The sequence below is a fragment of the Allobosea sp. LC85 genome (assembly GCF_000735605.1).
GTDB lineage: Bacteria > Pseudomonadota > Alphaproteobacteria > Rhizobiales > Beijerinckiaceae > Allobosea.
Genome location: NZ_JPKG01000032.1, coordinates 41,726 through 65,983 on the forward strand (window position 1 = coordinate 41,726; position 24,258 = coordinate 65,983).

22 protein-coding genes and 1 pseudogene are annotated in these 24,258 nt (G+C 66.0%); 11 read left to right on the plus strand and 12 right to left on the minus strand.

Features of this window, described 5'->3' with window-relative positions; translation table 11 throughout:
- Window position 1 precedes the first annotated feature (1 nt).
- The 4 genes from FG93_RS15810 to FG93_RS15825 form a co-directional block, all read right to left on the minus strand.
- The gene (locus FG93_RS15810; RefSeq protein WP_043235994.1) at window positions 2-751 is read right to left on the minus strand and encodes an ABC transporter ATP-binding protein; all 750 of its coding nucleotides are present in this window, start codon (window positions 749-751) and stop codon (window positions 2-4) included.
- A complete protein-coding gene (locus FG93_RS15815; RefSeq protein ID WP_043235995.1) occupies window positions 748-1,689 on the minus strand; it encodes a branched-chain amino acid ABC transporter permease in 942 nt (313 codons plus the stop codon). The genes FG93_RS15810 and FG93_RS15815 overlap by 4 nt, the downstream gene beginning before the upstream one ends.
- On the minus strand, window positions 1,689-2,594 hold the full coding sequence (locus tag FG93_RS15820; protein WP_043235997.1) for a branched-chain amino acid ABC transporter permease: 906 nt from the start codon (window positions 2,592-2,594) through the stop codon (window positions 1,689-1,691). Before FG93_RS15820 ends, FG93_RS15815 begins: the two co-directional genes overlap by 1 nt.
- A gap of 143 nt (window positions 2,595-2,737) precedes the next feature.
- Window positions 2,738-4,039 (minus strand): ABC transporter substrate-binding protein, encoded by a 1,302-nt coding sequence (locus tag FG93_RS15825; protein ID WP_043235999.1) that lies wholly within the window; start codon window positions 4,037-4,039, stop codon window positions 2,738-2,740.
- A gap of 248 nt (window positions 4,040-4,287) precedes the next feature.
- On the opposite strand from FG93_RS15825, the gene FG93_RS15830 reads away from it, so the two are divergent.
- Genes FG93_RS15830 through FG93_RS15840 form a run of 3 tightly spaced genes read left to right on the plus strand, consistent with a single transcriptional unit; the run spans window position 4,288 to window position 7,456 of the window.
- Complete coding sequence (locus FG93_RS15830) at window positions 4,288-5,433, plus strand: CaiB/BaiF CoA-transferase family protein (RefSeq protein ID WP_043236001.1); 1,146 nt, start codon at window positions 4,288-4,290, stop codon at window positions 5,431-5,433.
- Between the two features lie 15 nt (window positions 5,434-5,448).
- Window positions 5,449-6,603, plus strand: coding sequence for an acyl-CoA dehydrogenase family protein (locus tag FG93_RS15835; RefSeq protein WP_043236002.1), 1,155 nt, complete (start codon window positions 5,449-5,451; stop codon window positions 6,601-6,603).
- A gap of 1 nt (window position 6,604) precedes the next feature.
- Complete coding sequence (locus tag FG93_RS15840; RefSeq protein WP_043236004.1) at window positions 6,605-7,456, plus strand: MaoC family dehydratase N-terminal domain-containing protein; 852 nt, start codon at window positions 6,605-6,607, stop codon at window positions 7,454-7,456.
- A gap of 3 nt (window positions 7,457-7,459) precedes the next feature.
- Here the strand turns inward: FG93_RS15840 and FG93_RS15845 are convergent, their stop codons facing one another.
- Window positions 7,460-8,086: a glutathione S-transferase family protein gene (locus FG93_RS15845; protein WP_043236006.1), complete on the minus strand. Its 627-nt coding sequence runs from the start codon at window positions 8,084-8,086 to the stop codon at window positions 7,460-7,462.
- A gap of 370 nt (window positions 8,087-8,456) precedes the next feature.
- On the opposite strand from FG93_RS15845, the gene FG93_RS15850 reads away from it, so the two are divergent.
- Both FG93_RS15850 and FG93_RS33615 read left to right on the plus strand, forming a co-directional pair.
- On the plus strand, window positions 8,457-10,409 hold the full coding sequence (locus FG93_RS15850; RefSeq protein ID WP_043236007.1) for a bifunctional 2',3'-cyclic-nucleotide 2'-phosphodiesterase/3'-nucleotidase: 1,953 nt from the start codon (window positions 8,457-8,459) through the stop codon (window positions 10,407-10,409).
- Window positions 10,410-10,497: 88 nt separating this feature from the next.
- Window positions 10,498-10,613, plus strand: a pseudogene (locus FG93_RS33615) (ATP-binding cassette domain-containing protein); the annotation flags it as partial.
- Window positions 10,614-10,642: 29 nt separating this feature from the next.
- Here FG93_RS33615 and FG93_RS15855 read toward each other — a convergent pair.
- Both FG93_RS15855 and FG93_RS15860 read right to left on the minus strand, forming a co-directional pair.
- A complete protein-coding gene (locus tag FG93_RS15855) occupies window positions 10,643-12,319 on the minus strand; it encodes an acyl-CoA dehydrogenase family protein (protein ID WP_043236010.1) in 1,677 nt (558 codons plus the stop codon).
- 79 nt (window positions 12,320-12,398) lie between these two features.
- Window positions 12,399-13,283, minus strand: a complete 885-nt coding sequence (locus FG93_RS15860; protein WP_043236111.1) for a DMT family transporter — start codon at window positions 13,281-13,283, stop codon at window positions 12,399-12,401.
- Between the two features lie 152 nt (window positions 13,284-13,435).
- On the opposite strand from FG93_RS15860, the gene FG93_RS15865 reads away from it, so the two are divergent.
- Genes FG93_RS15865 through aac(6') form a run of 3 tightly spaced genes read left to right on the plus strand, consistent with a single transcriptional unit; the run spans window position 13,436 to window position 15,444 of the window.
- Window positions 13,436-14,365, plus strand: coding sequence for a YihY/virulence factor BrkB family protein (locus FG93_RS15865; RefSeq protein ID WP_052513826.1), 930 nt, complete (start codon window positions 13,436-13,438; stop codon window positions 14,363-14,365).
- A gap of 58 nt (window positions 14,366-14,423) precedes the next feature.
- Window positions 14,424-14,936: a GNAT family N-acetyltransferase gene (locus FG93_RS15870; protein ID WP_043236012.1), complete on the plus strand. Its 513-nt coding sequence runs from the start codon at window positions 14,424-14,426 to the stop codon at window positions 14,934-14,936.
- Between the two features lie 58 nt (window positions 14,937-14,994).
- On the plus strand, window positions 14,995-15,444 hold the full coding sequence (gene aac(6') / locus FG93_RS15875; RefSeq protein WP_052513827.1) for an aminoglycoside 6'-N-acetyltransferase: 450 nt from the start codon (window positions 14,995-14,997) through the stop codon (window positions 15,442-15,444).
- Window positions 15,445-15,500: 56 nt separating this feature from the next.
- On the opposite strand, the gene FG93_RS15880 is transcribed toward aac(6'), so the two are convergent.
- Entirely contained in the window at window positions 15,501-16,430 is a 930-nt protein-coding gene (locus FG93_RS15880) for an acetamidase/formamidase family protein (RefSeq protein ID WP_043236015.1), read from the minus strand.
- A gap of 231 nt (window positions 16,431-16,661) precedes the next feature.
- Window positions 16,662-17,936 (minus strand): crotonyl-CoA carboxylase/reductase, encoded by a 1,275-nt coding sequence (ccrA, locus tag FG93_RS15885; RefSeq protein ID WP_043236016.1) that lies wholly within the window; start codon window positions 17,934-17,936, stop codon window positions 16,662-16,664.
- A gap of 385 nt (window positions 17,937-18,321) precedes the next feature.
- Here ccrA and FG93_RS15890 point away from each other — a divergent pair, with 385 nt between their 5' ends.
- Entirely contained in the window at window positions 18,322-18,630 is a 309-nt protein-coding gene (locus FG93_RS15890; RefSeq protein ID WP_043236018.1) for a hypothetical protein, read from the plus strand.
- A 42-nt stretch (window positions 18,631-18,672) separates the two neighbouring features.
- A complete protein-coding gene (locus FG93_RS15895; protein WP_043236020.1) occupies window positions 18,673-19,050 on the plus strand; it encodes a DUF4180 domain-containing protein in 378 nt (125 codons plus the stop codon).
- A gap of 91 nt (window positions 19,051-19,141) precedes the next feature.
- Here the strand turns inward: FG93_RS15895 and ubiG are convergent, their stop codons facing one another.
- Window positions 19,142-19,897 (minus strand): bifunctional 2-polyprenyl-6-hydroxyphenol methylase/3-demethylubiquinol 3-O-methyltransferase UbiG, encoded by a 756-nt coding sequence (gene ubiG, locus FG93_RS15900; protein ID WP_043236022.1) that lies wholly within the window; start codon window positions 19,895-19,897, stop codon window positions 19,142-19,144.
- 148 nt (window positions 19,898-20,045) lie between these two features.
- Between ubiG and FG93_RS15905 the strand changes: the two genes are divergently transcribed.
- The gene (locus FG93_RS15905) at window positions 20,046-21,284 is read left to right on the plus strand and encodes an aspartate kinase (protein WP_043236024.1); all 1,239 of its coding nucleotides are present in this window, start codon (window positions 20,046-20,048) and stop codon (window positions 21,282-21,284) included.
- 138 nt (window positions 21,285-21,422) lie between these two features.
- On the opposite strand, the gene FG93_RS15910 is transcribed toward FG93_RS15905, so the two are convergent.
- Both FG93_RS15910 and gcvA read right to left on the minus strand, forming a co-directional pair.
- Window positions 21,423-23,018, minus strand: coding sequence for a CYTH and CHAD domain-containing protein (locus FG93_RS15910; protein WP_043236027.1), 1,596 nt, complete (start codon window positions 23,016-23,018; stop codon window positions 21,423-21,425).
- Window positions 23,019-23,350: 332 nt separating this feature from the next.
- Window positions 23,351-24,253, minus strand: coding sequence for a transcriptional regulator GcvA (gene gcvA, locus FG93_RS15920; protein ID WP_043236030.1), 903 nt, complete (start codon window positions 24,251-24,253; stop codon window positions 23,351-23,353).
- Window positions 24,254-24,258: the final 5 nt, after the last annotated feature.

Sequence of the window (24,258 nt, forward strand, 5' to 3'; positions counted from 1 at the left end):
ATCAGACTCCCACGCCGATGACGGTCTCGCGGACCTCGGGATGGTTCAGGATGTCGTCGGGCGTGCCCTCATGGGCAATGCGCCCGCCGGCCCAGACGGCGACGCGGCTGGCGTAGCGCGCGACCACATCCATGTCGTGCTCGACGAAGATGGCGGTGGTGGCACGCGCATCGAGCGCGCGGGTGAGCGTATCCATCACCTGGAATTTCTCGTGGCTGGAGACGCCGCTGGTCGGCTCGTCCATGAAGATCAGCCTTGGCTCGAGCGCGAGCGCGACCGCGATGTCGATGAGCTTGCGCATGCCCTCGGGCAGCTCGCGTACGATGCGGCGGCCGGTATCCTTCAATCCGACGATGTCGAGCAGCGCCCACATCTCCTCGGTCTTCGGATGGCGGTCGAGCCTGAGGAAGGGCGACCACGTTCCCTCCCGGGCGCTGAGCGCCAGCAACAGGTTCTCGATCACCGTGTTCTCGAGGAAGAGCTGCGGGATCTGGAAGGAGCGACCGACGCCAAGCCGGGTGATGGCGCGCGGCGAGAGCGCCGTGATGTCTCGGCCCGCGAAGAGCACACGGCCTGACTGCGGCTTGAGATAGCCGGTGCAGAGATTGATGAAGGTGGTCTTGCCGGCGCCGTTGGGGCCGATGATCGCGATGCGCTCATTGGCGTGGACCTTGAGGCTCGCGCCATTCGCGGCCTGCACGCCGCCGAAGCGCAGCTCGAGGTCCCGGGCTTCGAGGATGAGTGCGTTCATTGGCCCGTCCCCGCCGGCTTGCGGCCCGTCATCAGGCCATAGAGCCCGTTCGGCGCGAAGAAGATGATGACGAGGAGCATCACGCCGAGCACCGCATGCCAGGTCTCGGGCGCATAGACCGCCGCATAGCCCCGGATGATCTGGAACATCAACGCCCCGAGGAAGGGGCCGACGACGCCGCCCACCCCGCCCAGGATGGCGATGAAGACGAACTCGCCCGAGCGGACCCAATAGGCCAGCTCCGGCGTGACATGGCCGGAGACCAGCGCAATGACCGCCCCGCCGAGCCCGGCCAGCAGGCCCGACAGCACATAGGCGCCGAAGAGCACCTTGCGGCTGGAGACGCCGAGATATTCGAGCCGTGTCTCGTTCGACTTGATCGCCTCCAGCGCCTTGCCGCCGGGCGAGACGAGATAGCGCGCGACACTGAGCGCCGCGAGAACGGCCAGGCCCAGCGTGATGTAGAAGATCCAGAGCTCGAATTCGGCGCGCTCGAGGCTGATGCCGGCGAGCGTCGGGCGCGGCACGCGCTTGCCGTCGGCGCCGCCCGTGATCGAGAACAGCTTCTCCAGCAGCGAGAAGAACACCATCGAGATGGCGAGGTTCAGCATGCCGAAGAAGATCGCCCGGTAACGCACGACGAAGAGCCCGACCAGGGCCGCGAGCAGCCCCGAGGCCGCGGTTGCGACCGGCACGAGGATCAACACCTCATGGCCGAAGCGGGCCGCCGCCATGAAGGCGACGACATAGGCGCTGAAGGCGAAATAGAGCCCATGGCCGAAGGAGACCTGCCCGGCCCGCAGCAGCACGAGGATGCCGAGCGCCGCCAGCCCCTCGCAGAGCGCGACGGTGAGGATGACCGTCGACCAGGGCGAGAGCAGCGGGAAGATGATGAGCGCAGCGAGCAGGCCCGCGCCGATGATGAGCTGGCGGGCCATCACACCTTCCTCGTCTGTACGGTGGTGAACAGGCCCTCGGGCTTGATCAGCAGCACGGCGACCATGATCAGATAGGGGATCAGCACATCGAATTCGGGCGCGAAATAGACGGCGACCGAGCGGCCGAGCCCGATCAGCAAGGCGGCGACCGCCGCGCCCTCGATGCGGCCGAGCCCGGCGGTGGCCGCGACCGCGAAGGAGAGCACGATCATGCCCGAGCCGATGCCCGGGGTCAGCGAGGTCGTGGCCGAGGAGAGTGCGCCGCCAAGGGCGGCGAGCGAAGCCCCGATGATGAAGGTGATCAGGTAGACCCGCGTCGCGTCGATCCCCATCGCGGTCGCTGCCTCGCGATCCTGGGTCACCGCCACGATGGCACGGCCGAAGGCGGTGCGGCGCAGGAAGAGGCGCAAGCCCACCAGCACGAGAAGCGCCACGGCCGGGATCAGGATGAGCTGGTACTGGGTATAGAAGATGCCGAAGACCTCGACGGTGCCGAGCCAGTTCATCGGCGCATTGGCGAAATAGGGCTGCACGCCGAAGACGACCTTCTGCGCGTCCTCGAGGATCATGAAGACGGCGAAGGTGACGAGGAGCTGCAGCACCTCCTCCTTGCCGTAGATCCGCCGAAGCAGCAGGGACTCGACCAGCCCGCCGGCGACGACGCCGACGAGCACTGCCGCGACGATGAAGAAGGGAAAGGCCAGCCAGGCCGGCAACCCCATCCCGGTCATGGCCAGCACGCCGGCGGCCGCGACATAGGCGCCGATCGCATAGAAGCTGCCATGGGCGACGTTGAGGACGCCGAGCACGCCGAAGATCAGCGACAGCCCGACCGCGACCAGGAAGATCAGCGAGCCGTAGGCGAGGCCGTCGAGCGCCGCGAGAAGGAGCATTTCAGGAGGCATGCCGTCCGTTCTTCAGATTTTGTTTCAACGCGCAGCCGTCATTGCGAGGAGGCGCAGCCGACGAAGCAATCCAGGAGACGTGGCGCGAGGCTCTGGATTGCTTCGCTGCGCTCGCAATGACGACAAAGGCCAGTGCGAGGCGGTCACTTCGAATAATCGAAGGTCTCGATCGACTTGTCCGTCACCAGGTCCGGCTTGACCTTGGCGAACCATTCCAGCGACTTCTCGCCGAGCGGCGTCGTCACCAGCTTGCCGGGATAGAGCGCCATCTTGTCGTAGACGGCGAAGGGATAGTCCGGCACGCGCTTGGTGGTGCCGAGCAGCTGGTCCTCGAGGCCCTGGTGGTCCGAACGGATCGAGACCGTCCCGGTCAGGCTCTTGAACTCGAGCCCTTCGAAGGCCGCGATCACCTGCTCCTTGCTCGGCCATTTCTCGCCCGCGGCCTGCCCGGCCTTCTCATAGGCCTTGGCGAGCCCGATCACGGCCTGCGCCATGTGGAAGGTCGGATAGATCGGGTAGACGCCGGTCTTGTCCTTGTACTTCTTCACGAAGGACAGCATCTCGGGCGAGTTCTTGTGCTTGGGGTGCAGCCAGTAATGGTCGCCGCGCCCGCCGATGATCACGCCCTCGGGCAGGACGTTGCCGAGGCGCTCCAGCGAGCTCTCCGCGAGCGGCAGCACGAAGGTCGACTGCTTGAGCAGGCCGCGCGCCGCCGCCTGCTGGACGAAGGTGTCGAGATCGCCGCCCCAGGAGGTCGAGAGCACGACATCCGGCCGCAGGGCCGAGAGGCGCGTGATCTCGGTCGAGAAGTCGGGAGCGCCGAATTTCGGGAAGAGCTCGGCGACGACCTTCACGTCGGGCTTCAGCGCCTTCAGGCCGGCCTGGAACAGGGCCCAGGATTCGCGCCCCCAGGCATAGTCCTGGTTGACCACCGCGATCGTCTTGAAGTCCGGCTTGGACTTCATCAGGTAGAGCAGGGTCGACATCATCTCGGCGCCGGCATGAGCCTGGGTGCGCACCGAGTATTTCCACTTGCCGTCCTCGAAGATGGTCTGCGTGCCGCAATCCCACATCACGTTGACGACCTTGAGATCCTCCGCGACGGGGGCGAGCGCATTGCAGCTGCCGCTCGAAATCGCGCCGAACATCACCTGCGCGCCCTGTTCCTGCACGACACGGCGGTATTCCGAGAGGAGCTGGTTCGTGCCAGCGCCCTCGTCGACATAGACCGGCTTCACCGGCACGCCGAGGACGCCGCCCTTGGCGTTCAGCTCCTCGATCAGCAGATCGGCCGCGTTCTTGCCAGGCACGCCGAAGACCGAGGCCGGGCCGGAGAGGAAGGTCGCGATGCCGACCACGAGCTCCTTCGGCTTGTCCTGCGCCAGCGCCGGCGCGCCGAGCATCGCAGCAGCGGCGAGCGCCGCCGCCCATTTCATCCTCACCATGATGCGTCTCCCTCATTGCGCTGGGGCGCGCTCTTGCGGCGGCGCGTCTCCCGGGGCCGAAAGGGGCGCATAGGCGAAAGAGGCCGACAAGAAGAATAAAGCGATGAAGGCCATAGCGATTTTCTATAGTCCGCCCGCCCGACGCGTTCGGATCACCGCGCTATGGATGCCATCGCAAAACTCTATTTGACTTGCGCGGCTCGAAAGGCCCGTTTCGCCCGCAGGACAAGACCAAACGGCTAGACGTGATGACGAATGCTCTCGAAGGAATCCTGGTCGTGGCGCTGGAGCAGGCCGTCGCCGTGCCGGTGGCGACCTGCCGGCTGGCCGATGCGGGCGCGCGTGTCATCAAGCTCGAACGGGCGGAGGGCGACTTCTCGCGCGGCTATGACGACTACGCCAATGGCCTGTCCTCCTATTTCGTCTGGATCAATCGCGGCAAGGAGTCCTGCCGCGTCGACCTGAAGCAGCCCGACGACCTCGCCATGGTCGAGGCGATGCTGGCCAGGGCCGATGTCTTCATCCAGAACCTCGCCCCCGGCGCGACCGGCCGCCTCGGTATCGGCAGTGCCGAGCTGCGCAAGCGCCACCCGCGCCTGATCACCTGCGATGTCTCGGGCTATGCGCCCGGCACGCCGCATTACACGCGCAAGGCCTATGACCTGCTGATCCAGGCCGAAGCCGGCTTGTCCTCGATCACCGGCAACGAAAGCTCCGGGCCGACGCGGATCGGTGTCTCCATCGCCGATATCGCCACCGGGAACGCCGCCTATGCCGCGATTCTCGAGGCGCTGCTTCGGCGCGCCCGCACCGGCGAAGGCTCGCAGATCGCGCTCTCGCTGTTCGACACCATCGCCGACCTGATGAACGTGCCCTATCTGACCCGGCGCTATGGCGGGATCGAGCCGCCACGCCTTGGCCTCGCCCATCCCTCGATCGCGCCCTATGGCGTCTTCGAGCTCGCCGACGGCAACGTGCTTCTCGCGGTGCAGAGCGAGCGCGAATGGCAGGTCCTGGCGCGCGAGGTGCTTCAGGACGAGGCCCTGGCCAACGACCCGCGCTTCGCCAGCAATGTGCTGCGTGTCCGTGAACGGGCAGCCCTCGACGCCGCGATCCAGGCGATCCTGATCGCGAGGCCCTTTGCCGCCGTCACCGCCGCACTCGACCGGGCCGCAATCGCCTATGGCACGGTGTCGAGCGTCGGCGACCTGATCACCCACCCGGCTGCAACGACGCTTACCGTCGAGACGCCGGCGGGTCCGATCGAGGTTCTGGCCCCTCCGGCCATCGTCGACGGCAGGCGGGCGGCGATGCGGCGCGTGCCGGAACTCGGCGAGCATGAAGCCGCGCTGCGGGCCGAATTCGCCGTGGCAGCCGCCGCCCCTTCCGCCTGAGACAAGCAGCACGCCATGCAAGATCCCGATCACGCCGAGATCCGCGACGCCGTCGCAAAGCTCTGTGCCGGCTTCCCCGGCGAGTACTGGCGCAAGCTCGACCGCGAGATGGCCTATCCCACCGCCTTCGTCAGCGCGCTGACCGAAAGCGGCTTCCTCTCGGCGCTGATCCCGGAGGAGTATGGCGGGGCCGGCCTGCCGCTTTCGGCCGCGACCGTGATCATGGAGGAGATCCAGCGGCAGGGCTGCAATGGCGGCGCCTGCCACGCCCAGATGTACATCATGGGCACGCTGCTCCGCCACGGTTCGGCCGAGCAGAAGCAAAGCTACCTCCCCAGGATCGCGTCCGGCGCCTTGCGGCTGCAGGCCTTTGGCGTCACCGAGCCGACGAGCGGCACCGACACCACGTCGCTGCGCACCTTCGCCCGGCGCGATGGCGACCACTACGTCGTCAACGGGCAGAAGATCTGGACGAGCCGCGCCGCGCAGTCCGACCTGATGCTGCTCCTGGCGCGCACGACGCCACGCGACCAGGTCGCCAAGCGCACGGACGGGCTCTCGGTCTTCATCCTCGACATGCAGGAGGCGCTGAAGGCCGGGCTCACCATCCGGCCGATCCGCACGATGATGAACCATGCCACGACCGAGGTGTTCTTCGACAATGTCCGCGTGCCCGCCGAAAACCTGATCGGCGAGGAGGGCAAGGGCTTTCGCTACATCCTGTCGGGCATGAATGCCGAGCGCATCCTGATTGCCGCCGAATGCGTCGGCGACGCGAAATGGTTCATCGAGAAAGCATCGGGCTATGCCAGGGAGAGGCAGGTCTTCGGCCGGCCGATCGGCCAGAACCAGGGTGTCCAGTTCCCGATCGCGAAAGCCTACGCGAATATGCGCGCCGCCGAGCTGATGGTGCGCGAGGCGGTGCGGCTCTACGAGCAGGGCCAGGATTGCGGGGCGGAAGCCAACATGGCGAAGATGCTGGCGGCCGATGCCTCGTTCGAAGCGGCCAATGCCTGCGTGCAGACCCATGGCGGCTTCGGCTTCGCCGAGGAGTACGACATCGAGCGCAAGTTCCGGGAGACACGGCTCTACCAGGTCGCGCCGATCTCGACGAACCTGATCCTGTCCTATCTCGCCGAACATGTGTTGGGCATGCCGAGGTCCTACTGAGATGAGCATCGATCTTGACGCCCTGAAGCGCTGGACCGGCAGGACCGAGGAGGCCGCCGACCTCGTCACACCGCGTCTGGTGCGGAGCTTCGAGGCGACCTTCGCGCCGCATCTGGCGCCTTATGCCGAGGGCGAGGCACCGCTTGCCCTGCACTGGTGCCTGGCCCCACCGATCGCACCGATGGGCGCGATCGGCGTCGATGGCCATGCCGCAAAGGGCGAGTTCCTGCCACCCGTGCCGCTGCCGCGCCGGATGTGGGCAGGTGGAACGATCGAGACCGTTGCGCCGCTGCGCACGGGCGACGAGGTCACGCGCCGCTCGGTGATCGGCGACATCTCGTACAAGCAGGGCCGCACGGGGCCGCTCTGCTTCGTCGCCGTCGACCACGAGCTTGTCACGCCGCGCGGCGTCGCGCTCCGCGAGCGCCACAACATCGTCTACCGCGAGGCCGCGAAACCGGATGCAGCCGCCTCACCTGCACCGGCGCCGGAAGAACCGCGGGCCGCCGATCTGGTCTGGCAGGTCGCGAGTTCGCCGGTCTTCCTGTTCCGCTATTCCGCCATCACCTTCAACAGCCATCGCATCCACTACGACCATCCCTATGTGACGAGCGAGGAGGGCTATGACGGCCTCGTCGTGCACGGGCCGATCCAGGCGACGCTGCTGCTCAACATCATCGCGACGCTGTCGGGCGGCGAGCCGATCAGGCTGGATTACCGTGGCGTCGCGCCCCTGATCGCAGGCGATGACTTCCTGGTGAAGGCTAAGCGCCTGCCTGATGGCGGCATCGCGGCCTGGACCGAAGGGTCCGATGGCCGGGTGCGCATGGAAGGCGTCAGCCGCGCTGTGTAGCGATCAGGCCGGGGGAATGAAGGGCTGCGCGATAGCCTGAAAGACCGGCAGCGCTTCCAGCCGCGCGGCCTCACCCGCAAGCGTCGGGTAATCGTTGGCCGAGGCGATCCCGGGATGGGCCTCGATCAGGAAGCGCCAGGCCACCGCGATGGCGATATCGGCGTGGCCGATGCGCCCGGCGAACCCGTCATCTCCACTCGGCCGGCTGCGCTCCGCTTCCAGGACGGACAGCGTCGCGATGATCTGGGCGCGGCAGCGCTCGGCCCAGACCTGCGAGACTTCCTGATGCAGCTTCAACTCGTAGAACAGGCTGACGGCCTTCTCGGCGAAGCCCATCGCCAGCCCGGCGACTCTGAGCGCCCGATGCCGGGCAGGCTCCGTGACCGGAAAGAGCCGGCGTTCGGCTGCGACAAGACCATCGAGATAGTCGAGAATACCGTGGCTTTCGACCAGCACGAGGCCGTCATCCAGCACGAGCGTCGGTACGCGCGTCAGCGGGTTGTAGGGCCGGATCTTGTCGGCATCGCCGAAGACCGACCATGGCCGATGCTCGAAGGGCAGTTCGTACAGCGTCAATGCGATGCCGACGCGCCGAACGAAGGGGGAATCATACTGGCCGATCAGGATCATGCGGGCACCTCCTGGCGAAGCCTGCCATCTGCCTGCGCTTGCAGGCAAGCGAGGCGGGAGAGCTGCAAGCAGCCCGCATCCTGGGCGTGCCATGCGCCCGGCACAATGCTGGATCATCGGACCGGATATCGTATCCGGTCCGATGATCCAGCCTTTTGTGATTGCATCGGCTTTGCCCCCGAAAACCGCAATCCACTTTTCGGGCCGATGCTCAAGATCACGCTGCTTTTGGACGAAATCGTCCAAAAGCAGAAAACGTGATCGACTCTAATAGTTTAGAGCATGCTTTATGCGAAAAACCGTTGCCACTTTTTCGCAGCATGCTCTAGCCTCCACGCTGTTCAGAACAGATATCCAGGGGCTGGGTCCGATGTTACGCGCAACCGAATTCAGCCGCCGTGAAACCCTGAAGGCCGGAGCGACCATGGCCGCCGCAGCGACGCTGCCTACCAGCCTCGCCGCGCAGAGCCCTGCGAAGCTCAGGCTGCGCGTGCTGGAGACAACCGATCTCCACGTCAACGTCGTACCCTACGACTATTTTCGCGATGCGGCCGACGACACGGTCGGCCTCGCCAAGACGGCGAGCCTGATCAAGCTGGCGCAGGCGGAGGCCAGGAACAGCATCCTGTTCGACAATGGCGACTTCCTGCAGGGTTCCTCGCTCGGCGACTTCATCGCCTACAAGAAGGGGCTGAAACCCGGCGAGACGCACCCGATGCTCGCCGCCATGAACGCCCTGCCCTATGCCTGCGGCACGCTCGGCAATCACGAGTTCAATTACGGTCTCCCATTCCTCGAGAACGGCCTCGCCAAGGCGGAATTCCCGCTGGTCTGCGCCAATGTCACGCGCCCCGAAGGCACACCGCTGCTCGACCCCTGGATCATGCTCGACCAGAGCTTCGAGGACGAGGCCGGCCAGAAGCAGCTCCTCAAGATCGGCGTGATCGGCTTCGTGCCACCGCAGATCATGCAATGGGACAAGGGCAATCTGGACGGCAAGCTGGTGGCAACCGACATCGTCGATGCCGCCCGCAAGCATCTGCCCGACCTGCTCAGGGCCGGTCCCGATCTCGTCGTCGCGCTTTGTCATTCCGGCATCGCAGGCGGCGTTCGCAAGGGCATGGAGGAGAATGCGGCACTGCATCTCGCCAGGCTCGATGGCATCGACGTGATCCTGACCGGCCACCAGCATCTCGTCTTCCCCGGCGGCAAGGCCTTTGACGGCATCGAGGGGGTCGACAACAAGGCGGGCTCGCTGCATGGCAAGCCGGCCTGCCAGCCCGGCTTCTGGGGTTCGCATCTCGGACTGATCGATCTCGAACTGGAAAAGCGCGACGGGCGCTGGACGGTTGCCGCCTTCAAGGTCGAGCCGCGCCCGATCTTCGAGCGCATGCCGGACCGCAAGATCGTGTCGAAGGCGGCCACCGAACAATCCGTGCTTGCGACCGTGAAGGCCGATCACGAGGCGACGCTGATCTATATGCGCGAGCCGGTCGGCTCCACCGCGAGCCCGATCAACAGCTATTTCGCGCTGGTCGCGGACGATCCCTCGGTCCAGATCGTGGCCGAGGCACAGACTGCCTATGTGAAGGGCCTGATGGCGCAGACACAGTGGAAGGCGCTGCCCGTGCTTTCCGCGGCCGCGCCCTTCAAGTCCGGCGGGCGCGCGGGACCGAGTTTCTACACGGATATCCCGGCCGGGCCGATCGCGATCAAGAACGTCGCCGACATCTACCTGTACCCGAACTCCGTGCAGGTGGTGAAGGTCACCGGCGCTGAGGTCCGCGAGTGGCTGGAGCGCTCGGCCGGCATCTTCAACCGCATCGACCCGGGCAAGACCGAGGAGCAGCCGCTGATCGACCCCGGTTTCCCCGCCTTCAATTTCGATGTGATCGACGGCGTGACCTACCGGATCGATGTCATGCAGCCCTCGCGCTATGATGGCAGTGGCGCGCTGGTCGCGCGCGACGCACGCCGCATCGTCGACCTCGCCTATGCCGGCAAGCCGATCGACGACCAGGCCGAGTTCATCATCGCGACCAATAACTATCGCGCCTCGGGCGGCGGCAACTTTCCCGGCACCAGGACGACCGTGGTGCTGGAGGCGCCCGATCTCAACCGCGACGTGATCATACGCTACATCATCGAGAGGAAGACGATCGAACCCAAGGCCGATGACAACTGGTCGCTGGTCGCACTTCCGGCCGGCGTGAACGTCACTTTCGTGACCTCACCCACGGCAGCAGGAAAAATGCCGGATCATCTGAAGGCGCAAGCCGCGGGTGATGGCGGAGACGGATTCGTGAAGTATCGCCTGCTTTGATAAAACCTCGGCCTGACGCGGAACCAGGCCGACCGGGGGCGCGCGCATTACAGAGCTGATGGACACCGTCGAACTGCCGCGCAGCAGGGCCGACAGGCGCCCTCACCCGTTGTCCGGCGGCCAGCAGCAGCGCGTCGCGCTGGCCCGTGCGTTCGCCCGCTGCCGCGGCTGATGCTTCTGGACGAGCCCTTCTCCGCCCGCGACGCCGGCGACGCCAAGTCCGCCCAGTGGTCTCAGCCCTCGATCAGCCGTCGCGCGATCACCTGCGCCTGAATTTCCGCTGCGCCTTCAAAGATGTTCAGGATGCGGGCGTCGCAGAGGACACGGCTGATCGGGTATTCCAGCGCAAAGCCGTTGCCGCCATGGATCTGCAGCGCATTATCGGCTGCGGCCCAGGCGACACGGGCGCCGAGCAGCTTGGCCATGCCGGCTTCCAGATCGCAGCGGCGCTCGGCGTCCTTCTCGCGGGCGGCAAAATAGGTGAGCTGGCGGGCGATCAGGATTTCGGCCGCCATCATCGCGAGCTTGTCGGCGACGCGCGGGAAGGCGATCAGCGGCTTGCCGAACTGGATGCGCTCCTGCGCATAGCGCAGACCCAGATCGAAGGCCGATTGCGCCACGCCGATGGCGCGCGCCGCGGTCTGGATGCGGGCCGCCTCGAAGGTCTGCATGAGCTGCTTGAAGCCCTGGCCTTCGACGCCGCCGAGCAGATTGTCGGCCTTGACCTCGAAACCGTCGAAGGCGAGCTCGTATTCCTTCATCCCGCGATAGCCGAGCACCTCGATCTCGCCGCCGGTCAGCCCGGCAACCGGGAACGGCTCTTCGTCCGTGCCGCGCGGCTTTTCGGCAATCAGCATGGAGAGGCCGCGATAGCCCGGTGCGTCCGGGTCGGTGCGGACAAGCAGCGTCATGATGTCGGCGCGAACGGGATGGGTGATCCAGGTCTTGTTGCCATGGACCCTGAAGACATCGCCGTCCCTCACCGCCCTGGTGCGCAACGACGCGAGGTCGGAGCCGGTATTGGGCTCGGTGAAGACGGCTGTCGGCAAGGTCTCGCCCGCGGCGATCTTAGGCAGCCAATGCGCCTTCTGCTCCGGCGTGCCGCCGCAGAGGATGAGCTCGGCCGCGATCTCGGAGCGGGTGCCGAGCGAGCCGACGCCGATATAGCCGCGCGAAAGCTCCTCCGAGACGACGCACATCGAGACCTTGCTGAGGCCCATGCCGCCGAATTCCTCGGGGATGGTCAGGCCGAAGACGCCGAGCTCGGCCATTTTCTCGACGACCGGCATCGGGATGTACTGGTTCTCCAGATGCCATTCATGCGCATGCGGCGTCACCTCCGCCTCGCAGAAGCGGCGCATCTCGGAGCGGATCGCTTCCAGGGTCTCGTCGAGACCGGGATCGCCGACGCTGGCAAGCCCCTGCGACTGGCTGAACAGGGCGACGAGGCGCGCGCGGTTTTCCGGCGTGTTGCCCTCGCTGATCAGGGTTTCCGCCGCTTCGCCGCGGGCGGCGGCGATCGCCTTCTGGCCAAGGCCGAGCGCCGCGAGCCGGACGATCTCGCCCTGGCTCATCGGGATGCCGCCAAAGATCTGGGCTGCATATTCGCCGGCGCCGACGCGCAGCGCATAATCCTCGGTGGCGCCGTAGCGGTCTTGCGCCTGCAGGCGCTCGCCATAGGCCTTCATCTCGCGCAGCGCCATGACATAGGTCGCGAGCCAGGACAGGCCATGCGCAGCATGCTGCTCGGCCTCGAGCCTCAATGACGAGATCTTGCCGTCGACCAGCACCTTCTGGCGTACCGCGGCGATCGCCTGGTCCAGCAGCGTCTCGAAGCCCGGCAGCGCGGCACCGATCAATTCGACGGCGGAGCCAGGGGCTTCGGAGTTGCGGGCGACGTTGGCGCTCATGATCTCTCTCCCTTTGTTGCGACGCAGCATAGGAGAGAATTCGGAGAATCCGAAATTCACCTTTCGGCTGGGGGCCAGATCATTTCCGACTGGCCAGCACGACGCCCAGCACCGCCACCGCCATGCCGACGAGCTGGAGCGGCGTCAGCGTCTCGCCGAAGAGCAGCCAGGCCTCGACCGCTACGGCTGGCGGCACGAGATAGAGGAAGGTCGCGGTGCGCGAGACCTCGCCACGCCGGATCAGCCAGAGATAGAGCCCGATTCCGCCGAGCGAGAGCGCCAGGACCGACCAGGCCAGCACCAGGACCATGGTCAGGTTCCACTCGATCCGCATCGGTTCGAGCGCATAGGCGATGGGCAGCGTGACGAGGAAGGCCGCGGTGTACTGCCAGGCGGTCACGGTGCGCAGATCGCCGGTGACGATGCGCTTCTTCTGATAGAAGGAGCCGAAGGTCACCGCGAACATCGCGACGATATTGACGGCGACCGGCAGCAGGATGCCCGCAAGCGCCTGCGGCTCGACGCCGACCAGCTTCGGCTCAAGCACCAGTGCGATGCCGAGGAAACCGCAGAGAATCCCGGCCCAGCGCACCGGCGAGATGCGTTCGCCGACCAGGACTGGCGAAAACAGAGCCGTCAGCACGGGTTGAAGGCCGGCAATCAGGCCGGAAACCCCTGCCGGCAGACCATGGCGCACCGCCCACCAGACGCCGCCGAGATAGACGGCGTGCAGCAGGACTCCGGTCACGATGCAGTCGATGATCGCGCGCCTTCCCTTCGGCCAGGGCGCACCGACGGCGAGCGCCAGGCCGATGAGCAGCAGGCCGGCACAGGCATAGCGCACGACCAGGAAGGTCAGCGGATCGGCATAGCGCGCGGAATAGCCGGCAACGATCCAGCCGCTCGACCAGAGAAGCGTGAAGACGAGCGGGATGACGCGCAGGAACAGGGGCGATTCGAGCATGGGGACCGGCTTTCGCTGATCGCCCTGATAAGCCCGCCGCAAGCGCTTGTCGCCGTCCGGCGACGCCGGGACGGCATGTCCGGGCGAGGGAACGAATGCGTCGTGCCGCACCAGCTAGGGCTGGTTCCGAATGGATCGAACACGGACCCTGGATGACGGCGAAGCATGTTGAGGTCACAATCGGCGCCCGCTCGTCCGAGTCTCCGCATGTCGCTGATCTCCATATGTCGCTGATCTCCGTCCCTGCCCTCGCTTTCGAGCGCTTCGTCGCCCATGATTCATGGGCGATCGCCAGCCATATCGCGCTCTCCGTGCTGATGTCGCTCTTTCCCTTCCTGATCCTGCTGACCGCGCTCGGCGGCGTCTTCGGCACGCAGAATGCGGCCGACGAAGCGACGGCGCTGCTGCTCGAAGCCTGGCCGAAGGAGATCGCCATCCCGATAGCGCTAGAGGTGCGCTCGGTGTTGACGGCGGTCCGCAGCGATGCACTGACCTTCGGCGCGCTGCTGGCGCTGTATTTCTCGTCGTCGGGCGTCGAGGCGCTGCGCATCGGCCTCAACCGCGCCTATGAGGCCTATGAATGGCGGGCCTGGTGGCATACGCGGCTGGAATCGATCCTTTACGTGATCGGCGGCGCCGTGTTCATGCTCTCCTTCGCGTTTCTCGTGGTGCTCGGGCCGCTGGTGCTGCGCTGGCTGATCGGCTTTGCGCCCTGGCTGGCGCCGCTCTCCTTCCTGCTCAGCTTCCTGCGCGTCACTGGCGCGACCATGCTGATCGTGCTGGCGCTGATCGTCGCGCACAGCACGCTGCCGGCCCGTGCCCCGCATATCCGGACGCTCTGGCCCGGCGTTCTCGTCACCCTCGCCTTCTGGCTCGTCGGCGGCCTCGCCTTCGGCTGGTATCTCGACAGTTTTGCAGGCGCCTATGTCACGACCTATGCCGGCCTTGCGACGGCGATGATCGCGCTCGTCTTCCTGTACTGGCTCGCCGCGATCTTCCTCTATGGCGCGGAGCTGAACGCCGCCTTCGCGATCGCGAGAGCGCCAAGGGCCGATCCCGGCGAGGCGATCGCGGGGCTGTAGGGCAATCTCCAGCGCTCCCGCGTTGACGCGGAGTGGCGCTGCTGCTTTCTGTCCGCCCATGATCGAGACGCCACGCCTGCTCCTGCGCCCTCATGCGCTGGAGGATTTCGAACCCTGGTACGCGATGTTCTCGGACCGGGAGCTGTTCCGGTTCATTGCCGTGCCGCACTTGTCGCGGGAGGATGGCTGGAACAGGCTGCTGCGCTATGCCGGCCACTGGTCGCTGCTCGGCTACGGCATGTTCGCCGTCTTCGACAAGGCAAGCGGGAAACTGATCGGCGATGTCGGCCTCGCCGATTTCCACCGCGGCCTGGGCGAGCGTTTCGACGACGTCCCGGAAGCCTCCTGGATCATGGCGCGCTCGACGCATCGCCGGGGCCTGGCAGCCGAGGCCGTCGCGGCAAGCCATGACTGGCTTGCCCGCGCGCACGCCCCTGCCCGTACCGTCTGCATCATCAACCCCGAGAATGCCGCCTCGCTGCGCCTGGCGGAAAAGTTCGGCTACCGGCCCTTCGGAAGCACCATCTACAAGGATGGTGCTTACACCATGCTGGAGCGCCCGGCGTCGTGACCGGCGAGCGCAGCCGCGGCGTTGCCGGTCCGGGAGCTAAGGGGACTTGGCTGCCCCGATGCTGATCGAAACCTGCACGGACGGGATGCTGGAGGACTGGGTCAGGCTGCGCCTGGCGCTGTGGCCGGATTCGACGGCGCAGGAACATCGCGATGAGGCTGTCGGCATTCTCGAAAGCCCCAGCGATACCGCGTTCATCGCGCGGAACGATGCAGGCGCAGCCATCGGCCTCGCCGAGGCCGCCCTCCGTCACGACTACGTCAATGGCTGCGAGACTTCGCCCGTCGGCTTCCTCGAAGGGATCCATGTCGAGCCCGGCTGGCGCCGTCACGGCGTCGCCCGCGCGCTTTGCGCGGCCGTCGAGACCTGGGCCAAGCGCCATGGCTGCGTCGAACTCGCCTCCGACACTGACCTCTCCAATGCCGTCTCGCAGCAGACGCATGACGCGCTCGGTTTCGAGGAAACCGAGCGCGTGGTGTTTTATCGCAAGCTGCTGCAGTCCCGCTGAGCCCTTGCCCGACCTTTGTTGCCGTGTGCTGCCAGCCGGGCGCCGCATCGCCGCCATCACTTGCCGAGCAGCGACATCGCCCTGGTGATGTCGTTCTTTTCCAGCCGGCAGGCCACGCAATAGGCCGGATTGAAGATGTTGGCGACGTCGTAACGCACCAGTTGGCCGAGCAGATGGCTGGCCTCGACGGCGTCGACGCCGAGGTCGTCGACGATCCAGCGGATCATCTCGGTCGTGGCGAACTGGAGCGGCTGATCGAGCGGGCGGCCGCTGGCGAGCGTCATGATCTCGGTCGCGGTCTCGCAGCGCGGCCACCGGCCCGGCGCATTCTTGCGCAGATGCAAGGTGAATTCGATCTCGAAGCTGGTCTCGATGCCGGTGCCGACGATCTCGCCATCGCCCTGGCAGGCATGGCCATCCCCCAGGAAGAACAGTCCGCCCGTCTCGGAAACGGGGAAAGCAATGCGCGCGCCCGGCCCGAAGCGGCGATAGTCCATGTTGCCGCCATAGGAGCCGCTCGTCGCCGTCGAGATCGCCTGGCCGCCGGCCGGAGCCACGCCGAAACAGCCGATCATCGGTGCCAGCGGAAAGCTCCAGCCCGAGATGCGCTCCGAGCCGCCGATCAGGCTGACCGTGCCCTTCTCGGCATCGATCGCCCATTCGAAGCGCTCGCTCTTCGGCAGCTCGGCCACCGTGCGCGGATCGACCACCTGCTGCGAGACGGGCGAATAGGTCCAGCCGGTCTTGCGGTTCGGGCTCATCCTGTCGATCGTCACGACCAGCGCATCGCCAGGCTCGGCGCCCGCGACGCCGAATGGACCGGTCATCGGGTTGCCCCGCGGGGCACGCTGGACGCCCTCATGGTCGATGCCGGCGGCATCGAGCGTCGTCGTCACGATCGTGTCGCCGCTGGCCACCGTGAGGACCGGGGGCAGGGTCGCCATGACATTGGAATAGGAATTCGGGACGAAACGATGAAGCGCCATGAATCTCACCTGCCAGTCTTGCGGGCGCTTCAGGGAGCAAGGGTCAGCCGTCGCGAAGCGTCCCGGCCGAATCCGTTGCGGATGCGAGCCTTGCGTCACCGTAGTCGAAACATTTGTTGGCGCGCTAGCCGGCCGGGGCTGCACGCGACGCATCGGGCCGGACGCGGGCGCTTCTCCCGATCAGGCCAGCGCAGTGGTCATAACGGAGCCGTTGCCGGCCCGCGCGCGGCCTCAGCCGCCAAGCGCCTCCGCGACATCGTCGAAATTCCGCAGGCCGGTGCGCGGAGCATAGACCAGCACGGCCATGTTGCCCGGAGCGTGCTCGTTCTTCCACATCTTGTGGTGGGCGAGCGGGATCTTGTCCCAGGGAAAGACCTCGGACATGCAGGGGTCGACGCGCCGGTCGAGGACGAACTGGTTGGCCGCGCTCGCCTGCTTGAGATGGGCGAAATGCGAGCCCTGCACACGCTTCTGCCGCATCCAGACATAACGGGCGTCGAAGGTGATGTTGAAGCCCGAGGTGCCGGCGCAGAAGACGATCATCCCACCGCGCTTGGCGACGAGACAGGAGACCGGGAAGGTCGCCTCGCCGGGATGTTCGAAGACGATATCGACATCCTTCTTGCCGGTGATGTCCCAGATCGCCTTGCCGAACTTGCGCGCCTCCTTGGTCCATTCCGCATATTCCGGCGAATTGACCTTGGGCATCTGGCCCCAGCAATTGAACTCCTTGCGGTTGATCACGCCCTTGGCACCGAGGCCGAGCACGTAGTCGCGTTTGCTCTCATCCGAGATCACGCCGATGGCGTTGGCGCCGGAGGCCGCGCAGAGTTGCACGCCGAAGACGCCGAGGCCGCCCGAGGCGCCCCAGATCAGCACATTGTCGCCCGGCTTGATCGTATGCGGAGCATGGCCGAACAGCATGCGGTAGGCGGTGGCCAGCGTCAGCGTGTAGCAGGCCGATTCCTCCCAGGAGAGGTGCTTCGGCTTCAGCATCAACTGGCGCGACTGCACCCGGCAGAACTGGGCGAAGGAGCCGTCCGGCGTCTCGTAGCCCCAGATGCGCTGGGAGGACGAGAACATCGGGTCGCCGCCATTGCACTCCTCGTCGTCGCCATCGTCCTGGTTGCAATGGACGATGACCTCGTCGCCGACCTTCCAGCGCTTCACCTTGGAGCCGACGGCCCAGACGATGCCGGACGCGTCGGAGCCGGCAATGTGGAGCGACGCCTTGTGGACGTCGAAGGGCGAGATCGGCTGGCCGAGACCGGCCCAGATGCCGTTATAATTGACGCCGCCGGCCATCACCAGCAGCAGCACCTCTTCCTCGCCGATCGCCCAGGTCGGCACGACCTCGACCTGGAAGCTCTCCTGCGGCGGGCCATGGCGCTCGCGCCGGATGGTCCAGGCGTACATGGTGGCCGGGACGTGGCCGAGGGGCGGCAGCTCGTTCAGTTCGTAGAGATCCTTGAGCGGGCGTTGCGGAGCTGGCTGCGGCTTGGACATGGTTCTCTCCCCTTGGTCTTCCTCGCCGCCTTGCGCCGCGTAAGGGCGGCCGACGGAGTTGAGGCGATCATGCGGCTCGATGCTGCGCTGCGCTATCCTCCTAAGGAATTATGTCGCACTGCAAAAAACAAGTCCGAATCCCGGCTCGTGTTCCAATTGCATTCCCGGCTTGCCCTTTCGGGCGACTCGCGGACTTCGACCGGGCCTGCTCGGACACCCATCGATACGCTTTCGGCCGAAGGTAAAGCTCGCACAGCCTCGTGCACATCGCGATGAATCTTGCGGTGATCTCCAGACGATCTTAACCTCATTACCACTGGCCGGCATGACCAGCGGCACACAGCCATGCTAGTTTCAGCCAGCAAATACTCCGGAGCGATCGACCATGCGTCAATTGCTACTGCTGCTCGGCCTTCCTGACCTTCCACTTCCGGAATTCCTGGTCTTCCTTGGCTTCGCTGCCGGCTGCGCGCTGCTGCTGGGCTGGATCGCCGACGGCATCCTCAGGGGCCACGGCTTCGGAATCATTCCCAATGCCGTCGTCCTGGTCGGCGGCGCCATCTTCGGCGCGATTCTGTGGCGACGGCTTGGTTATGTGGTCATCGTCGACCGGCAGATGGCGACTGCCATTGCCGCCGCTGCGGCCGGGATTCTCGCTCTTGTGGCGGGCGGCGTCGCCAAACGGGTGATCTGACGGGGCTTGTCTTGCGGTCGCCCTGTCTCGACTATCGCCGGCATGGACAGATCCATCGAAATTCGCGGCAGGCGCGTGCTGCTATGCGCCGAAGACGGCCCCTTGCTCGCCAGCGAGCGCGACATCGGCGAATTTCTGGGTGCGGCCTGGGCCGAAGAGGCGGGCCTGGTCGTGATCCCGGTCGCGCGCCTGAGCGACGATTTCTTCAGGCTCAGCACGCGTCTTGCCGGCGAAGTCGCCCAGAAATTCGTCAATTACCGGTTGCAGCTCGCGATCATCGGCGACATCTCGCGCTGGAGCGCCGAAAGTAAGGCGCTGCGCGATTTTGTCCATGAGGCCAATCAGGGCCAGGCCCTGTGGTTCCTGAATGACATGAACGCCCTGGAGCAGCGACTGGCGGGAGCGGCCGCTAAACCATAGGACCGAATCTCGGTATCCGGTCCGATGGCCTCACCTTCTATGGTTGCATCGGCTGTCCCGAAAACCGGTATCCACTTTTCGGGCCGATGCTTCAGGCCGGCCGCGCCGCCGCCAGCATGTAGTTCACATCCATGTCGCGCGACGCCGACCAGCGATCCGTGAAAGGGTTGTAGGCCACACCGGTGCTCTCGCCGAGTTCCAGCCCGTTGCGCGCGATCGCAGACTCGAGTTCCTCCGGCGTAACGAATTTCTCCCAGTCATGCGTGCCGCGGGGCAGCCAGCGCAGGACATATTCGGCGCCGACGATCGCCAGCGCATAGGATTTCAGCGTGCGGTTGAGCGTCGCCATCACCAGGAGCCCGCCGGGCTTCACCGCCGCGCAGCAGGCGCCGACGAAGGCCTCGACATCCGCAACATGCTCGACCACCTCCATGGCGAGCACGATGTCGAAGCGCCGACCCTCGGCAACGAGACTCTCGATCGTCGTCTCGCGATAGTCGATCGCAAGCCCGCCGCGTTCGGCATGGGCGCGGGCGACCGAGATATTGGTCGGAGCGGGATCGAGCCCGGTGACCTCGGCGCCGAGCCGTGCCAGTGGCTCCGACAGCACGCCGCCGCCGCAGCCGATATCGACCAGCGCCAGCCCCTCCAGCGCCCGCAACGATTTCGGATCGCGGCCGAAGCGTTCGCAGGCGAGATCCTTGACGAAACCGAGCCGCACCGGATTGAACTTGTGCAGCACGGCCATGGGGCCCTTCGGGTCCCACCAGGTCCTGGCCATGGCATCGAAGCGCGCGACCTCGGCAGCATCGATCGTCGAGCCGGTTTGAGACGCTGCGGATGCCATGCGTGATTCCCCCTTTGTGCCAATCGGGCGCGGACCGCATTGACACTTGCGGTGCTGCCCGTCATCTACACCCGCCCTTCGCCCGGCGCGAGGGTGACCTTTCGTCCCGGCACGTCGCCGGGCGTTTCTAGAGAGCCCTTGGACCGCTATGGCCCGTCTGGTGATGAAATTCGGCGGAACCTCCGTCGCCACTGTCGAGCGTATCAAGAATGCCGCCCGCCACGTCAAACGCGAGTTCGACGCCGGCAACGAGGTCGCAGTCGTCGTCTCCGCCATGTCGGGCAAGACCAACGAGCTCGTGGCGTGGTGCAAGGAGGCGGCACCGCTGCACGACCATGCCGAATATGACGCCGTGGTCGCATCCGGCGAGCAGGTCACGTCCGGCCTGATGGCGATCGTGCTGCAGTCCATGGGCTTGCCGGCGCGCTCCTGGCAGGGCTGGCAAATCCCGATCTTCGGTTCGGACGCCCATGGCTCCGCCCGCATCGAGGGCGTCGACGGCGCCGGCATCCTCGCCGGGTTCGACCGCAACCGCGAAATCGCGGTCTGTTCCGGCTTCCAGGGCGTGCACGCGACGACGAACCGCGTCGTCACGCTCGGGCGCGGCGGCTCCGATACCAGCGCGGTCGCGCTTGCCGCCGGCCTCAAGGCCGATCGCTGTGATATCTATACGGATGTCGACGGCGTCTACACCACCGACCCGCGCGTCGTGCCGAAGGCGCGGCGCATGGACAGGGTCTCCTTCGAAGAGATGCTGGAAATGGCCTCGCTCGGCTCGAAAGTGCTGCAAGTGCGCTCGGTCGAGATCGCCATGGTCCAGCGCGTGCCGACCTATGTGCGCTCCTCCTTCGACGACCCCGACAACCCCAATCCAGGCACCCTCATCTGCGACGAGGACGACATCGTGGAACAGCAGATCGTCACCGGCATCGCGTTTTCGCGCGACGAAGCCCAGATCACGCTCCGGCGTGTCGCCGACAAGCCGGGCGTGGCCGCGGCCATCTTCGGCCCGCTCGCCGACGCCAATATCAATGTCGACATGATCATCCAGGTCGTCTCGGACGACCAGGCGACCACGGACATCACCTTCACCGTCCCGACCGCCGATTACGAGCGCGCCAAGGCGCTGCTCGAGAGCCGTCACGACAGCATCTCCTATCAGAGCCTGCAGGGCGCGACCGATGTGGTGAAGATCTCCGCCATCGGCGTCGGCATGCGCAGCCATGCCGGTGTCGCCGCCCGCGCCTTCCGCGCGCTGGCGGAGAAAGGCATCAACATCCGCGCGATTACGACCTCCGAGATCAAGTTCTCGGTGCTGATCGACGCTGCCTATACCGAGCTCGCGGTGCGGACGCTGCACTCGCTCTATGGGCTGGATGCGGCCTGAGCTTCGGCGGGCCTTCGATCCGGCTCACATTGCGCCCATCAATGAACAGCCCGGCAGGCAGAGCTGCCGGGTCCTTTCTTTTTGCATCGACCACAACGGATCCCGCAGCCGCAAGGGAACAGGCCGTCAGCCAAGCGCTCATTCCCAGAATGGCTTTGTCGCTTCGAACTTCCGCCATTTCCTCAAGAGGCCCTTGGCCGCCTCGACCTGCTCGCGGCGCTGCCAGCCGATGATCGCGCCCGTGGCATAATGCAGACCGGGCGCGTCGGTGCACCGCCTGATCTCGTCGAGCAGGGGCTGCGTCGTCACGGCATCGTTGGCCGCGCCCAGCGCATCCTGGAGCCTGGCCATCCGCTTCAGGTATTTCCCGGCAGCGGGGTCATCGGCATGGAGCGGCAGGAAGAACTCAGTGGTGTAACGCAGCTTCTTCAACGAAAGCCTTAGCTCGTGACGCGCTTCCACCCCCATTTGCTTGAAATGGCGGCCGCGCTTCACCGATTTGCGGTGGCTGCGCGCCAGCGCGCGACGCGCCAGGCTGGAGACCGGCTCCGCGAGAATGGTCATGGCCGGGCTCGCAATGCCGTTGCGCCAGCCACGGCGCTCGAGCAGGCATCCGAAGGAGAGAAAGAAGCGGGTGGCTTCCGGACTTGCGAGCCTTTCGCGGATAGCGGCATAGCTTTGCGCCTGCAGCGGTTCGGCCAGTTTGCGAAGGCCGGAACAGTCGATATCCGAGACCGGCGTCTTCCCGATTCCGGTCAGGGTCTGCGTCAGGAAGACATCCCAATTGCGGGCAGGCCCCAACAGGCGCGCCAGGCGCTTCGCTTCGCTGACCAGCGGGGCAAGCGCCGGGGGAGCGAGCTCCCGGTCGAACAGCGAGAAGGCCGTGCGCAGCCGGCGCAAGGCAACCCGCATCTGATGGACCCCGTCGGGATCATCCCCCGTCTCGACGGCGGAGAGATTGGCCAGCAAATGCGCGTAGCCCTGGCCGAGAATCTTGGCGATGGCTGCATCGACATTGTCATCCGCGACAATGGGGACCGGGGGAGCTTTTGTGACGGCAGGTGCCGCTTCGAAGGCAAGCCTGTAACCGCGCTCTGCCTTGCTGGCGGTCTCGATCTGCAGGGCAGCCACGTCGAGCAACGATAGGCCAAGTTCATAGAGCGTGGCGGCATCGCCCGCCTTCAGCTCAAGTTCGATCTCGGCGAGAGCCCGGCTGCGCGAACCGGCTTCGAGCACGCCTTCATCGAATGCGATCTCGATCAGCGCGCCATCCAGCTCGAGCTTCAGCAATCGCCGCCGCACTTTGCTGGAGAAGACCGGCTGCAGCATCTCTTCGCGAAGTGCGCCGAGCGGATCTCCGATTTCGGCGATGGGCAGCTGCGCGAGGTCGAGCTTTCCGAGGGGGGCAGGCGTCTCCCACTCATGGCGGGCGATCGGGTTTCCCGAGGCGGCGCGCTTGAGGGTCTGAACATAGTGCTGTCCACTGCGGCGGACGCGCAACGAGATGGCATGACGCTCGAGCAGGCGATCGGGCGTATCGTAATAGATCGCTTCGAGCCTGCGGGTGACACCGCGATTGCGAGCGTTCTGAACGATGACCGGCGCCTGGCGCACACGCTCGATCATCTCGGGGGAAGCCCGCAGCTTGAGCTCGATCTCATGCGGTGCATTGGCCTGGCCCGGCGCCACGGCCTGTGGATCCGCCTGCGTTTCCTCACTCGGCGTTCCGTCCAAATACCCCTCCCCAGCGTGGTATTTCCGCGGCGCTCCACCAGAGTAGCGCCGCCGCGGCAGCGAAGTCACTCGCGACATAAGTGCGCAACCAGCATTGCGCGGCTTTGCGTTGCTCAGCTCTGCCGCCGTCATAATGATACCGGCATGTCCGCCAGCCCAGCCTCCGCCGCCCCCGAATTCGACCAGCCCGGCCGGGCGGCACGATGCGATCCCGACTTCCGAGATCAAGGGATCTCTGCCGATCGACGCCGCCTATACCGAGCTCGCGGTGCCGACGCTGCACTCGCTCCATGGGCTGGATGCAGCCCGAGGCGAAGAGCGGTGAGCCCCGGCTACGCCGCCTGCCGAAAGGCGGCGGCAACCTCCCGCATCCAGGCGCAGAACGCGGCAACCCTGGGCCGCGCCCGGCTTGTCTCGGGATAGACGAGGAAATAGGCGAAATCCTCCAGCAGCGCGACATTCGCAAGCTGGACGAGCCGTCCTTCCGCGATATCGACTTCGATCATCGCCGCCGGCAGCAATCCGGCGCCCTGACCGGCAAGGACCGCTTGGAGCATCAGGCCTGAATCGTCGAATGACGGCCCGCGCGGCGCACTGAATTCCTCGATGCCCTGCGCCTGGAACCAGCGCTGCCAGGCCTTGCGCTCGCTGTCATGGACATGCGGCCAGTGCGCCAGACCAGCCGCATCCTTCGGCCTGCCGAGGGATGCCAGCAGGGCCGGAGCCGCGACGGGAACGACCTCGACCGCAACCAGATGCTCGCTGCGCAGTCCCGGATAATGGCCGAAGCCATGCCGGATCGCGACATCGACGCCGTCGCGGCCGAAATCCGCCAGGGCAGTACCGGTCACGACCCGCAGATCGATATCGGGATGGGCGTCGTGGAACTGCTTGAGGCGCGGCACCAGCCAGGCCCCCGCGAAGAACGGTGTCGTGCTGATCGTCAACGGGCCCGTGCCGGGATCGGCCGCAATGCGCCGGGATGCCTCCGCGATCTGCCGGAAGGCGTTGCGGACCGGCGGCGTCAGGCTTTGTCCGGCGGGCGTGAGGACCATGCCGCGATTGATGCGGTGGAAGAGCTTCGTGCCGAAATGAAGCTCCAGGGCCTTGAGCATCTGGCTGACCGCGCCCGGCGTCACGCAGAGCTCATCGGCGGCCTCCTTCACGGAGAGATGCCGAGCCGTGGCCTCGAAGGCGCGCAGGGCATTGAGCGGTGGCAGCCGATCGAGTTTCATTTAGT